Genomic DNA, 13,421 nt, shown 5'->3' with positions numbered 1-13,421 from the left:
ATTTAGTACTTATGAATTTTTTAGTTTCGTGAATTCCATAGAAATTTAAAGAAAAAATACAAAGTAATATTTATGCTTCATTAAACATAAATGACCAAATAGAATTTACAAAATTCAAAATATTCTCTAAAAATTTATAAACATCTCCTATTTTTCGTCAATAAAATTTTTTAAATATTCCCATCGAATATCTAAATATTGGTGAGCTAGTATATTGTGCAATCTTGCAACTTCTGCGATAGATGTAGCGAGAGCAATATCTATTATATTGAATTCAGAAAGTTTTAATATCATTTCTCTGTAAAAGTCAGGTACTTGAACATCTGAGTTTGCAATAATAATTTTTAATATGTCGATTATAGCATTTGCAATATTTTCAATTATTCTTTCAACGTTTCGCCTTATAAACCTGTCTTTCCTATATTCTTCAAAAGTTGAGTTTTTATACTGTTCCAAATCTTCAATTTCTAAGTAAATAAAGTTAACTCTTTTCAATATACTCAACTTATTTTGATGTTCAAGCACTTTTATTCCTTTTTTCCAGCCTTATCTTAAAAATTTCTAAAAGAGTTTCTCTAAAGTCTTCAGCTTCCTGAGGAATTTCTAAAAAATAATCAGTAAAGACATGCCAGTTCCAAAAGTCTAAAAAATTCAAATTAGCAAGTTAACCACATACCACAGGGCAGGCACAAATATTGCAGGGAGAAGATTGCCCACTTTGATTTTAGATACTCCAAGCATATTAAGACCTATTGCAAATATCAAAACAGAGCCTACCATTGACATCTGCAAAACAACTGTGTCTGTCAAAAATGGTTTTATCAAGCCAGCTAAAAGAGTTATGCTACCTTGATATATAAGCACTGCAACGCTTGAAAACATAACGCCTATTCCAAGTGTTGCTGAAAATATTATGGATGTTACTCCGTCTAAAATAGACTTTGCAAAGAGAATAGAAAAATTGCGATTCAGTCCATCTTCCAAAGACCCTACAATTGCCATGGCTCCAACACAGAACACAAGGCTTGCCGTGACAAACCCCTCTGTAAATGTAGAATTTTCTGATTTTATCACCTTCGATACTGCCTTTTTTATTTTCTCACCAAGTCTGTCCAAAAAATCTTCAATTTTCAATATTTCACCTACAAATCCGCCAATTACAAGTGAGAATATCATAAGCATTATGTACTGCCTGTCAATTCTGCCGCTATTTAGAACTTTGAATATGCCCTGAAGCACCCCCGATATTCCGATGAAGATGACAGATAGCGATATTGCCTGCATAATTGTAGATTTGAACCTTTCTGGGATTCCAAACTTTAACACAAGCCCCAAAATCGAGCCTACAATTACAGCAGCAGTGTTTACAATAGTCCCAAGACCTATCATTTTGTCAGCTCCTTCATAAAAATTTTGCTGATGGTCAGGTAAATGTGTTATAATAGTTATGTAAAAATAACTATTTCATATTAATCATATAAGGTTTCAATAAAAGTCGATTATATTTTTATAATAATTTTTGAAACTTCTTTATGTTAAAATAACATTTTTTTTGGATATTATATTATTTTTCAATTGCAATTTCAAATTTTTTTAAAAAGGTGGTGCACAAGAGTGAATCTCTCTAAAAAAATTTTAGGTCAAATAGCTGAAAATATGTTATCTATATTTCCGATGATAACAAAAAACATTTTAAAAAAGGACGAATTTACTGAAAAGTATGGGCTCCCACCACGATTTATCCATATTTTGCATGTCGTAGATAGTTTTGGACCAATGAGTATATCTGAGCTTGCAAGAAGGCTTTCTATCTCTGCACCCAACATGACACCAGTTTTAGACAAACTTATTTCAGAAGGGTATATAGATAGGATAAAAGATGAATCAGACAGGAGAATTTCCATAATCAAAACGACAGAAAAAGGCAAATGGTTGCTTGAACTTCATATGCAATGGGTAAATCAAAACCTGGGAAAAAGTCTTGAAAAGCTTTCTGAGGACGAGATCGAGGAACTTTGGTATTTGCTAAAAAGGCTAAAAAAGCTTGTGGTGAAAATGATAAGTACAGGTCAGCAAAAGGGGGATGAAGAAATTAATGTTTAAGCTTTTTAGATATTTAAGACCCTATACATGGGCAGTGGTATTGGCTCCGCTTTTTATGCTTTTAGAGGTTGTGATGGACCTCATGCAGCCAAGGTTTTTGGAGAGAATAATAGATGTTGGACTCAAAAACGGGGATATGGCATACATTTTCAAAACCGGGCTTTTGATGATTTTGGCAGCGTTAATTGGGGTGGTTGGCGGTGGCGGATGTGTTGTTTTCTCGAGTATTGCAAGCCAGAATTTTGCATTTGATTTAAGAAATGACCTGTTCAAGAAGGTAATGGCATTTTCGTTCAAAAACATTGATAAATTCAAGCCAGAAACTCTTATCACAAGGCTTACAAACGATGTTATGCAGATTCAGAATGTTGTCATGATGATGCTGAGGATTGTGGTGCGTGCACCTCTTCTTTTCATTGGTGGGCTTGTGATGGCAGTTATGATAAATCCAAAGCTTTCCATCATTTTGTTTATTGCAATTCCCTTTGTAATTTTGGTATTTTACTTTATGGTCAAAAAGAGTTTTCCACTGTTTTCAACTCTTCAAAAGAAAATAGATAGGGTCAATGCAGTTATGCGTGAGAATTTACTGGGAGCTCGACTTGTAAAGGCATTTGTCAGGCATGAACATGAAAAGTCAAGGTTTTTAAAGGCAAATCAAGACCTTTTGAATATATCATTCCAAGCCTTTGGACTGATTGTAATTACAATGCCACTTTTTGTGCTTGTGATGAACATGAGTATGGTAGGGGTTGTATGGTTTGGGGCAGTTCAGATAAAAGCAGCCAATATGCAGGTTGGTGAACTTATGGCATTTATAAACTACACATTGCAAATTCTATTTTCGTTAATGATGATAGGCAATATCTTTTTGTTCATTACAAGGGCCAGTGCGTCTGCTGAGAGAATAAATGAGGTTTTGAATTGTGAGATTGACATCAAGAACAAAGATGGGGCAATTACAACTCCTATAAAAGAAGGAAAGGTAGAATTTAGAAATGTCACATTTTATTATAATGAAGAAGAAAACAGCCCTGCCATTGATGGGATCTCTTTTGTTGCAAAGCCAGGTGAAGTTGTTGGGATAATCGGTACAACAGGTTCAGGAAAATCAACTTTAGTAAGTCTTATCCCAAGACTTTACGATGCTACAGAAGGCGAGATTTTGATTGACGGAATAAATGTTAAAGACTATGATGTGACTGTTTTGAGAAAGAATATCAGCATGGTATTGCAGGATACTGTACTTTTCACAGGGACTATAAAAGATAACATTGCATGGGGAAATGAAGATGCATCAATGGAAGAGATAATAGAGGCAGCAAAAGTTGCCCAGGCTCATGACTTTATAATGAGTTTTGAAAAGGGTTATGACACAGAAGTATCTGAGCGAGGTGTGAATCTTTCCGGTGGGCAAAAACAGAGAATCTCTATTGCAAGAGCTATCTTAAAAAAGCCAAAGATACTCATTTTAGACGACTGCACATCAGCTGTTGACATGGCAACAGAAAAGAGAATCCAAGCAGCCTTGAAAGAATATATCAAAGGTACCACTACATTTATAATTGCTCAAAGAATTTCTTCTATAAAGCATGCAGACAAAATTTTGGTGATGGATGGTGGAAGGATTGTAGCACAGGGTACACATGAAGAACTTTTAAAGAGCTGCCCGATTTATCAGGAGATTTACCAGACTCAAATGGGAGAGGGGGAAAAAGAAGTTGCCTGAAGGAAGAAGAAAAGAGGTGCAAACACCGCAACCTGCCTTTGGACCTGGTCCTGGACCAGGAAGAGGACCAGGGTACAGATTTTTTCATCCTTCTGCAAAACCAAAGGATTTAAAAAATACACTCAGAAGGTTATGGGGTTATTTTAGCAGTTATAAAATTGCACTTTTGGGTGTGTTTTTGCTAATAACAATTAGCTCATTTATCTCAATAGTCTCGCCGCTTTTGGTACAAAAAGCCATAGATAGGTATATAATCCCCAGAAAATTTACAGGGCTTGTAAATATAATCTTTGCAATGATTGTTTTATATATTTTAAACTCGCTCTTTGCATATTTTCAAGGCTATAGCATGATGAAAATTTCACAGAAAGTTGTTTTCAATATGCGAAATGATATGTTCTCAAAGCTTCAAAGACTTCCTATAAAAATCTTTGACACACGCGCTCATGGCGATCTGATGAGTAGGCTTACAAACGATATAGATGTTGTCAACAACACCATCAATGCAAGTATCACTTCTATTTTCTCAAGCGTAATTACACTTGTGGGCTCTGTCATTGTCATGTTGACAATAAGCCCCATTTTAACAGTTTGTACTCTGCTTATTGTGCCTCTTATGTTCGTTTTAACAAACTGGATTGCTAATTACACAAAAGAGTACTTTTCACAAAACCAAAAACTACTTGGAAAACTCAATGGGGTTATTGAAGAGGACATCACAGGTCAAAAAGTGATAAAGGTGTTCACAAGAGAGGAAAAGGAGATAAACAAGTTTATTGATATAAACAGGCAGCTAACATCGGTTGGAATAAAAGCCCAGATTCTATCTGGGGTAATTCCACCGCTTATGAATATGCTCAACAACTTTGCTTTCATAATTGTTGCAGCAGTAGGAGGGTATTTAGCGCTAAAAAGTGCTGTTTCAGTAGGCAGTATTGCAAGCTTTGTCCAGTACGCAAGACAGTTTGTACGTCCTTTAAATGAGCTTGCGAACCAGTTCAACCAGCTTCAATCTGCCTTTGCTGCAGCAGAAAGAGTATTTGAGATAATGGACGAGGAAGAAGAAAGAGAAGATGAAAAAGATGCTATTGAGCTTACAAATATCAAGGGTGAGGTTGAATTTAGGAACGTGTGGTTTTCTTACAAAGAAGGTGAACCTGTTTTAAAAGATGTAAGCTTTCATGCAAAACCGGGGCAGATGATAGCCTTGGTAGGTCCAACTGGTGCTGGCAAAACTACAATTGTCAATTTGCTTACAAGGTTTTATGATATTGACAGAGGTGAGATTCTCATTGATGGGATTAATATAAGGAAGATAAAAAGAGAGTCTTTGAGAAAAAGCCTTGGGATTGTGCTTCAGGACACATACCTTTTCTCTGAGCCTGTTATGGAAAATATTCGTTATGGAAAGCTCACAGCAAAAGACGACGAAGTTATAAAAGCAGCTAAAATTGCAAATGCTCATGAGTTTATAAAACATCTGCCACACGGCTACAAAACAGTGCTAACAGATGGCGGGGCAGACCTTAGCCAAGGACAGAGACAGCTTTTGGCTTTAGCCCGGACAATCTTATCTGACCCTGCAATACTCATCTTAGATGAGGCGACAAGCAATATCGACACAAGGACAGAAAAGCATGTAGAAGAGGCAATGCTAAAGCTCATGCAAGGTCGAACAAGCTTTGTCATCGCTCACAGACTCTCTACTATCAGAAATGCTGATTTGATTTTGGTTATAAACAATGGTCAAGTTGTTGAACAGGGAACGCATGAAGAGCTTTTGCAAAAGAGAGGATTTTATTATAACCTTTATATGAGTCAGTTTGCGGTGGTGTAGAGTTGTTAGTTTGAAAATAAAGCTTGAAGTCAAAAACTTTTAAAGATTACTGAACAAGTTGACTTATGGCTTTTTCTTTCTAAACGCAGAAACCATATATTTTAACTGTTTGCAGGTTTGGCTTTTTAAACTCAAGAAAATTAGAGAAATTTTAAGCTATATGAGAAAATATGCCTTCATTTAAAAATTTAACTATAAATAGGCAAAAAACGGCATTGACAGAGTGAAAATATATAAGATAAAATTTGCATAGAAGTTTCAAGAAAAAATTTACAGAAAAAATGGTTTGAAAGTAAAATACTCTAAATAAAGAAAGTAGAGAAGCTGAGATACTAAAATATTAAGTGGATGAAAAAGTGTGGAGAAAATACTATTGTTTATCTGTAATAGTTCTACATTTATATTACTAATGGATATTAGTTTATTTTTGAACTATACTTGTCGTAAATATTATACTTACTGGATCCACAATAGTTTCAATTATATTAGCTTTAACATCTATTCTTACAGCTGGGGTTAGTGCTGTTATCTTGGCAGGTGGCTGGACAGCTTTTATCACAAAATTAAATTTTTTAATTAAAGATTTTTTAAGAGCTCGAAATTGATAAGAGGGGGTTAAAGTGGCAAGGTTTTTGAAAATATATTTTTTGCTTGTCCAAGAAGAATTATCGAAAAAATATAAAAGAATTGCTAAAATTTTCAATTTAAAAAGATGGGAGATTATTTATATTCTGTTAAAAATATTAAGTCTTGTCTTTTTCTATTACGTAGTAAGTATGATGTTAAAGATTTCGAATAATTATAACAAAAATATTGGAATGTTTAATCTTTTTATTAGTTTATTTATTGATAAGCTTAAATTTGTTTTATAACGTTAGCCTAAGTAGGTTACAACAGAAATCAGAATTTGAGTTATTATGCATATATTTACCAAACAAGGAAATAGCATTTAAGATGTTTTTTCTGTATCCCTACTTTTCGAGACAAATTGAAATTGTTTTAATGAAGTTTCTCATAATAATTTTAACATTATTACATAATATGACTTGGCTTTTAGTGTTTTATGTATTTATTGAAGTACTTTTTTTGTTAATTTACTGTTTAAAATATATTTTAAACAGTAATACTACATATAGAATTTATTTTTCATTTCTTTTTTCGAGAAGTTGCGCAACGTTAATTGTATTTTTTATGGCTAAATTTGGAATTCAATTTATCTATGATTTACGTGCAATTATAAATAAGTATAAAGCTTTAAAAGTGCCTTTAGAAAAAATGTTAATTAACCTTGATAATATTATGAATAATCATTTTAACAAAAAGTATTATTACTATGTTCATAAAGTAGAAGATTTGTCTAATATAGTTAATAATATGTTGAAAAATTATAAGACATACATAGTAGCTGTAATAATAGAAATTATTATTTGCTTTATAATATTTTATATATTAAGAAAGAACTTTGGCAAATCTAAAAGACTTTTCCATTATAAAGAAGGAAGAAGCATTAATGGTATAGTAAAAAGCATATTTTGTTACTTATTTTGTAGATATGCTAAACCAAAAATAAATAACAATTCATTAAAAGCTGGATTTTATAAGGATATATGCTTGTTTATGAATTATCTCAAAAATTTAGAGCCAAATAAAATTATAGAATGTCTTTTCCCATCCGAATTATTCTTTGCAACAGGTGTGAGTATAGCAGTAGTTGGAACAATTCAGAGTTTTTATGTTTCCATAATTATTCATTTTATATGTATTTATCTTATTATGTATGGATATATTGGAACATGCAATTTCATTATTGAAGACTTATTTAAATTTAATTATGACAAAAAAGTAAGTTTAGCAATATACTGTAGCGAAGATTTTAGATTTTGGGATGGTCTAATGATACCGAAAATTAAAGTTCTAATTGTTTTTTCTGCTTTACCGATACTGATTAGTTCGTTATTAATAACACTAATATTTTTGTATAGTTTGAAATTAAAGGCAGTTTTTCTTTTGTTCAATATTTTAATAATTTTGTTTGCAATGAAGCATGCGATAGTTCAATTAATAAAACCTTATTACTTATATTTCACAAAAAACATACAACATTTACTCATATATAGTGAGACAGAAAATAATGGGTTTATTATGACTACGCTTAAAGCTCCAATTACAATTGTAAGATACTATTTATTATTTATACCAAATTGCTTATTGATGGTTAACTCAATATTTTCTTTACTTAAAGGTGTTGAATGGTTGTATTGTTATATAGCTGTTTGTTTTTGTTATGTTTCAAGTCTATGTATAGGGGTTGGGAAGGTTGATAATTATGCAAAAAAAAGAAAAATTAAGGATAGTTATAATAAAGACTATTAAAGAGATTAAACCCTTATTTTTAATTGCACTTATGTTTTATGGACTTTCTTTAAGTGTAGGGATTCTTATAGGCTATAATAAAGATATTAAAATAAATTTAACTAAATTGACGTTTTTAGATATATTTAAAAATAATATATTAACTTGCTCAAAGGCTTTACTTTTTGGTATTATATCATTTGGGATAGGGACAACGTTTTACGTTATATATAATGGAATTACTTTGGGCTATATTCTTGCAAGTGTTTATAATAGTTATGGGTGGCTACCAATTATTAGATACATATTGCCACATGCTATATTTGAGATTACCGGGTTTTTACTTTTTTCGTCGTTAGGTTATTATCCTTTGAAAGTTGTTTATGTAATTTCAAAAAATTCAATGAATCAACAAAGACACTCATACATATATTTAAGAGGAGTTCTTTTTTTAATTTTTTTGGCAACTGTTCTTGTAGCTTGTGCCGCAATTATCGAATCTCTTGTATCTTATTACGCATAAAAAATTATTAACTTACACGTTATTGAGGTGAAATAAAATGGCTTATCTACAAATAGAAAATCTCAGATATAGCTATGATGGGAAGAAGTATATAATAAGAGATTTAAATTTGTCTATAAATAAGAATGAGGTAATAAAAATTATAGGACCGAATGGAAGTGGGAAGACTACATTTCTTAAAATTTTAATGGGAATAATTGATGATGAAAATCTGGTTTACGCAGCCTATTTGAATGGTAAACAAGTAAAATTTTCTGATATAAAATTTAAATTTTCGTATGTTCCTGACAGAATATATTTACTTGAAAATCTTTCTGGCTTTAAAAATATAAAGTTTTTTTCATATATTTTTAATGAAAACGAGTACACTAATAAAGTGTATGAATTTTGCAATTTATTAAATATAGATATGTATCTAAAACAACCTATTTTAGAATATTCAGCAGGAATGAAACAAAAATTGTTTATAGCTATGATGCTGGCTAAAAATGCCGAGTTGTATCTCATGGATGAACCATTTAATAGTTTAGATAAAGAAAGTAAAGTAGCTTTGGCAAATATTATTTTTGAAATGAAAAAACAGGATAAATCATTTTTAATTGTTTCGCATTCAGATAATGATAAGTTAATGTATGATAAAATTATTGACTTTGGTTTTTTACAAAAGGCTAATTAATTGTGTCAGGGAGGGTTTAAAATGAGTAACAAAAAAATATGGTTATATATTATTGGGGTTATCTTAATTATATTGAGTGCTGTTATTGCAAAGGTATTTTTTAATGTTAAAAGTATTAAAGCTGCAATAATAATTTTTATTTTATTATTTGTTTGGCATGGGTGGTTTCAAGCAGAATTATTAAAAATAGGAAGAAAAACAAAAAAATAATAGAAACAGCAATTTGTGATCATAATATTTTTTGTAATAAATTTTGTTTTAGCTTTTTGATCACATTAATGGTTATCAAAAGCAAAAAGAGTGAGTAAAATTGCAATTGTAATACCAATATTTTTAGTATGTATAATATTGACATCACTTTTTATGCAAAGTGTTGGTATATATGGGCTAAATGGATTGGTGACAATTATGGTGCTTTTGTTTAAAAGGTTTAGCATAATTTGACTTCCTAAGCGCAATTTTAATTAAATCCTTGTGATTTGTAGAACAAGAAATAAAATATTTTAACAAAATTAAAGGTTCATAAAATATTGTTGTTTTAAACTGAAAAATGAATTATAATATAAAAGGTGGTTGATATTCTAATAATCATAAGAAATAGAAGTAACTGTGCAAATTTTGATTAAATTAAAAAGGAGGAGTTTAAGGTATGGAATACTTGAAGCCATCAAATCTTCTGAATCTTGTTATTTCACCAATAAAAGTATTTCAGAAAGTCAAAGAAAAGCCAGACTTTTTGATTTTAATATTTTTTATACCGATAGTAGCAGCACTTACTACGTTGTTTTTGCCCAAAATCTCAGATGAAGCTATGTTAGAGTATGTAAAAAAAATCACTGAAGATCCGCAAATGCAAGAAGCTACTTTAAAAACCCTAAAATTTACAAAATCACCTATCTATTTAGCAGGAACAACATTTTTACATACCATTATTTCATTTTTTATTGCTTCTTTTGTCTTGCTCATAATTGTAAGGCTTGCAGGTGGTGAGATTGATTACAAAAAAGCACTTACAATTGTGGCAGTTGCAAATCTTGTAATGATTCCATATTACATCTTCTATGTGATATATGCCAGGGTCGTAAATTTGAACATTTTGGATATTCAAATGAATTTTAAGTATTTTATAAGAACATACCTGCATGTGTTTGCTATATGGCGATATGTACTAATTGGGATTGGGGTGTTTGCTGCCTGTGAACTTAACAAAGCAAAAAGTATTATTGTTAGTATTGTCTATAGTGCAGTCACACTCATAATGCCGATTGTTTCAATGTTTACACAAAACTTTATGAAGTTTGGTGGCAGATAAAAAAGGAGAGTATTCTCACATGCAAAACACTGCAAAAGGTCTAAAAAACTGGCAAAAAGCTGTAATTATTGTGTTACTTATATTAGTGGGATTTATTTTAACAGTTGTTTTAACTATGCCATCTGGGAGCAAAAAGGATGCTTCATCTAAGCCAAGGACTGCAAAGGTAGAAAAGATTTCTTTAAAGCAAACACTTTTGGTATCTGGCATTGTGCAAAGCAGCAGCACAAGGAATGTTTTATCAAAAGTAAATGGTACTTTAGAAAAGATTTTTGTCAAAAACGGGCAGTATGTCAAAAAAGGAGATTTAATCGCTAAGATAGATGACAGCCAGGCAGTTTTTAAGATAGAGGCTTTGAAAAGACAGCTTCTTGATCTTGAACTTCAAAGAGAAAATTTTCGAAGAGAGCTTCAAAACTTTACTTTAAAATCTCCCCAGGACGGGTTTGTGCAAAATCTTACAACAAGTGAAGGTATGCTTGTCAGTCAAGGAATGCAGATAATGACTATTGTTGATGACTCGAGGATGAAGCTAAATGTCCAGTTTCCTGCCTGGTGCTATGGAAAGGTAAAAAGAGGACAGAAGGCAGAGGTTGTGGTATCTGATCTTATGGACAGGGTCGACGGTGTTGTTGAAGGCTTGGGAAGCAGGATATACAAAAACCAGGATGGTGCGATGGTGTTTGATGCGAAGGTGGTAGTTTCAAACAAAAATGGTAGCTTGACTGAGGGTATGAGGGCAAGTGTAAGTTTAAAGCTTTCAAACGGTGAAAAAGTGACATCGCTTAGCGAAGGTATTTTAGAGGTATTTTCAAAAAAGAGCATTGTAAGCCCTGTTTCTGGCAGAATAGAGAAAGTTTTTGTTGAAAATGGGCAGATGATAAAAACAGGTAGCTTGCTTTTGAAGTTTTCAACCGACGAGGTTAAGATGCAAATAAAACAGCTTGATTTGAAGATAGAGGATATAAAATCCCAAATAAAAGCAGCCGAAGATGATTTGAAAAACTATGAGGTTTTAGCTCCAATTGACGGCAAAATAGCTGATTTGAATCTCCAGGATGGTGATGTGGTGACTGTTGGGCAGATGATATGTTCTGTATATGACCCGAAACACCTTGCGATAAGTGCTCAGGTGGAAGAACTTGACATTTTGAAGATAAAGCCAGGGCAGAAGGTTAACATAAAGCTTGATGCAGTAGGAAGTACAAGAAATAGGCCTTTAGAAGGGTATGTTGCAGAGATTTCTGAAAAGGCACAATCGGATAGCAATGGCAGCGTCTCAAAGTTTGTTGTTAAGATAGAATTTGAAAATAACAGTAATATAAAGATTGGGATGCACGCAGAAGCAGAGATTATCTTAAAGTCCAAAGAAGATGCGCTTGTTGTACCAGTTGAAGCAGTTCACAAAGAAGATGGAAAATATTATGTGTATGTTTACACACAACAAAAGGCTAAAACTTCTGAGAAAAACAAAGAACAAAAAACCAGCCAGAAAAGAGACGAATACGGACTTGACAACTCTTACTATAAAGATGCAGAAAAAAGGCCGGTCAAACTTGGCATGACAACAGATAAATATGTTGAAATCTTGGAAGGACTTATCGAGGGCGAAGAAGTAGTGCTACCAAAATTTGATAGTGAAAAACAGGGTCAAAGTCTTTTCTACTAAAAAGGGGAAGATGTTGTACGATGGAGGAGTTTTTGCTTTCTTGCAAGATGGCAATCCAGAGCATTTTTCTCAACAGGCTAAGGTCATTTCTAACGCTTCTTGGTGTTGTCATAGGAGTTGGAGCGGTGGTTGCAGCTGTGGGGCTTGCTGAGGGCACCACAGCTGGTATTACAAAAGAGATAGAAAAGCTTGGTACAAACCTTGTGTATGTTTTTATAAATCCAGCTTCAAAGAGCGAAGATATTTCGGTTGATCAATTTTTAGAGTTTGCAAGGAAAAATAACGATGTTATCCTGGGTGTGAGCCCATTTGTCCAATATCCTGCTCAGGCAATTTTCAGAGGTAAAAAAGAGGAGTGCCAGATTATTGGTGCAACAGCCGAGTACATGATGATACAAAACCTTGCACTTTCAAAAGGAAGGTTTATAAGTCCTGTAGACAGTGATTTTAGGCAAAAAGTGTCAGTGATAGGTTCGAGGATACAGAAAAAGCTATTTAATAGCCAAAATCCAGTGGGGCAAGAGATAAACGTAAATGGTCAGGTTTTCAAGGTGGTTGGAGTTTTAAAAGAAAAACAGGGCGGAAGGGACAACACGGTTGACGACAGTATCATAGTGCCCTTGTTTGCCTTAAATAGCCTCTCGACAGACGACTATGCGCTTGTGAAAAACTTTTTGGTACGTACAGTTTCTGCTGATAAGAACAATGAGGTCAAAAAAAGGATAAAAGCATATTTGAGCAATGTTATAAAAAAAGAAGAAAACTATTCAGTCTATGATATGTCTGAACTTATGTCGACTCTCAATCAAATAACATATCTTCTGATGATAATACTTGGCGGCATTGCTACAATCTCTCTTGTGGTTGGTGGCATTGGAATTATGAACATAATGCTTGTGTCTGTTACAGAAAGAACAAGAGAGATTGGGATTCGAAAAGCAATTGGAGCAAAGAGAAGCGATATTAGAGTACAGTTTCTCATAGAATCGATGGTTATAACAGGTGTTGGTGGTATAATTGGTATATTACTTGGGTTTTTTGTAATTGCGGTGGGGATTTCAAGGATTCCTGGAGTTGAGCCTGTGTATTCGCTAAAGTGGGCTTTTGTGGCTTTTGGAATTTCGGTTTTAATAGGAGTTATTTTTGGAATGCTTCCGGCAGAGAAGGCAGCGCGCTTAAATCCTATAGAGGCGCTAAGATACGAATAAAAAATAATGGGC

The 13,421-nt window shown here is 32.8% G+C and carries 13 protein-coding genes; 11 read left to right on the top strand and 2 right to left on the bottom strand.

All coding sequences use genetic code 11. The features are described from left to right. Positions 1 to 147 precede the first annotated feature (147 nt). Both hepT and PGC14_RS10570 read right to left on the bottom strand, forming a co-directional pair. Positions 148 to 525 carry a type VII toxin-antitoxin system HepT family RNase toxin gene (hepT, locus tag PGC14_RS10575; RefSeq protein WP_011916101.1) on the bottom strand — a complete coding sequence of 126 codons (378 nt, stop codon included), beginning with the start codon at positions 523 to 525 and terminating at the stop codon, positions 148 to 150. Positions 526 to 651: 126 nt separating this feature from the next. Then, positions 652 to 1,389: a DUF554 domain-containing protein gene (locus tag PGC14_RS10570; protein WP_039765558.1), complete on the bottom strand. Its 738-nt coding sequence runs from the start codon at positions 1,387 to 1,389 to the stop codon at positions 652 to 654. A 225-nt stretch (positions 1,390 to 1,614) separates the two neighbouring features. Between PGC14_RS10570 and PGC14_RS10565 the strand changes: the two genes are divergently transcribed. The 11 genes from PGC14_RS10565 (at position 1,615) to PGC14_RS10515 (ending at position 13,409) form a co-directional block, all read left to right on the top strand. Beyond that, the gene (locus tag PGC14_RS10565) at positions 1,615 to 2,103 is read left to right on the top strand and encodes a MarR family winged helix-turn-helix transcriptional regulator (RefSeq protein WP_011916103.1); all 489 of its coding nucleotides are present in this window, start codon (positions 1,615 to 1,617) and stop codon (positions 2,101 to 2,103) included. After that, entirely contained in the window at positions 2,096 to 3,832 is a 1,737-nt protein-coding gene (locus tag PGC14_RS10560) for an ABC transporter ATP-binding protein (protein WP_271628877.1), read from the top strand. The genes PGC14_RS10565 and PGC14_RS10560 overlap by 8 nt, the downstream gene beginning before the upstream one ends. Beyond that, entirely contained in the window at positions 3,825 to 5,669 is a 1,845-nt protein-coding gene (locus PGC14_RS10555) for an ABC transporter ATP-binding protein (RefSeq protein ID WP_271628876.1), read from the top strand. Before PGC14_RS10560 ends, PGC14_RS10555 begins: the two co-directional genes overlap by 8 nt. A gap of 434 nt (positions 5,670 to 6,103) precedes the next feature. Further along, complete coding sequence (locus PGC14_RS10550; RefSeq protein WP_083931457.1) at positions 6,104 to 6,274, top strand: uberolysin/carnocyclin family circular bacteriocin; 171 nt, start codon at positions 6,104 to 6,106, stop codon at positions 6,272 to 6,274. Between the two features lie 586 nt (positions 6,275 to 6,860). Further along, the gene (locus PGC14_RS10545) at positions 6,861 to 8,042 is read left to right on the top strand and encodes a hypothetical protein (RefSeq protein WP_271628875.1); all 1,182 of its coding nucleotides are present in this window, start codon (positions 6,861 to 6,863) and stop codon (positions 8,040 to 8,042) included. Further along, a complete protein-coding gene (locus PGC14_RS10540) occupies positions 7,996 to 8,544 on the top strand; it encodes a stage II sporulation protein M (protein ID WP_039765547.1) in 549 nt (182 codons plus the stop codon). The genes PGC14_RS10545 and PGC14_RS10540 overlap by 47 nt, the downstream gene beginning before the upstream one ends. Before the next feature lie 37 nt (positions 8,545 to 8,581). Then, entirely contained in the window at positions 8,582 to 9,220 is a 639-nt protein-coding gene (locus PGC14_RS10535; RefSeq protein WP_039765544.1) for an ATP-binding cassette domain-containing protein, read from the top strand. A gap of 21 nt (positions 9,221 to 9,241) precedes the next feature. After that, positions 9,242 to 9,430: a hypothetical protein gene (locus PGC14_RS10530; protein ID WP_039765588.1), complete on the top strand. Its 189-nt coding sequence runs from the start codon at positions 9,242 to 9,244 to the stop codon at positions 9,428 to 9,430. 439 nt (positions 9,431 to 9,869) lie between these two features. After that, positions 9,870 to 10,532, top strand: a complete 663-nt coding sequence (locus PGC14_RS10525) for a Yip1 family protein (protein ID WP_039765542.1) — start codon at positions 9,870 to 9,872, stop codon at positions 10,530 to 10,532. Positions 10,533 to 10,551: 19 nt separating this feature from the next. Continuing rightward, the gene (locus PGC14_RS10520) at positions 10,552 to 12,201 is read left to right on the top strand and encodes an efflux RND transporter periplasmic adaptor subunit (RefSeq protein WP_271628874.1); all 1,650 of its coding nucleotides are present in this window, start codon (positions 10,552 to 10,554) and stop codon (positions 12,199 to 12,201) included. Positions 12,202 to 12,221: 20 nt separating this feature from the next. After that, a complete protein-coding gene (locus tag PGC14_RS10515; RefSeq protein ID WP_271628873.1) occupies positions 12,222 to 13,409 on the top strand; it encodes an ABC transporter permease in 1,188 nt (395 codons plus the stop codon). Positions 13,410 to 13,421 lie beyond the last annotated feature (12 nt).

This window comes from Caldicellulosiruptor sp. DIB 104C (assembly GCF_028198085.1).
GTDB classification, from domain to species: domain Bacteria; phylum Bacillota; class Thermoanaerobacteria; order Caldicellulosiruptorales; family Caldicellulosiruptoraceae; genus Caldicellulosiruptor; species Caldicellulosiruptor saccharolyticus.
The sequence above is the reverse complement of the archived record's forward strand: the minus strand, read 5'-3'. Positions and strand labels throughout refer to the sequence as shown.

Excerpts from the sequence above, each read along its gene's own strand:
- PGC14_RS10515 (WP_271628873.1), top strand. The coding sequence starts at position 12,222 with ATGGAGGAGTTTTTGCTTTCTTGCAAGATGGCAATCCAGAGCATTTTT.
- PGC14_RS10525 (WP_039765542.1), top strand. The coding sequence starts at position 9,870 with ATGGAATACTTGAAGCCATCAAATCTTCTGAATCTTGTTATTTCACCA.
- PGC14_RS10530 (WP_039765588.1), top strand. The coding sequence starts at position 9,242 with ATGAGTAACAAAAAAATATGGTTATATATTATTGGGGTTATCTTAATT.
- PGC14_RS10570 (WP_039765558.1), bottom strand. The coding sequence starts at position 1,389 with ATGATAGGTCTTGGGACTATTGTAAACACTGCTGCTGTAATTGTAGGC.
- PGC14_RS10535 (WP_039765544.1), top strand. The coding sequence starts at position 8,582 with ATGGCTTATCTACAAATAGAAAATCTCAGATATAGCTATGATGGGAAG.
- PGC14_RS10520 (WP_271628874.1), top strand. The coding sequence starts at position 10,552 with ATGCAAAACACTGCAAAAGGTCTAAAAAACTGGCAAAAAGCTGTAATT.
- PGC14_RS10540 (WP_039765547.1), top strand. The coding sequence starts at position 7,996 with ATGCAAAAAAAAGAAAAATTAAGGATAGTTATAATAAAGACTATTAAA.
- PGC14_RS10545 (WP_271628875.1), top strand. The coding sequence starts at position 6,861 with ATGGCTAAATTTGGAATTCAATTTATCTATGATTTACGTGCAATTATA.
- PGC14_RS10560 (WP_271628877.1), top strand. The coding sequence starts at position 2,096 with ATGTTTAAGCTTTTTAGATATTTAAGACCCTATACATGGGCAGTGGTA.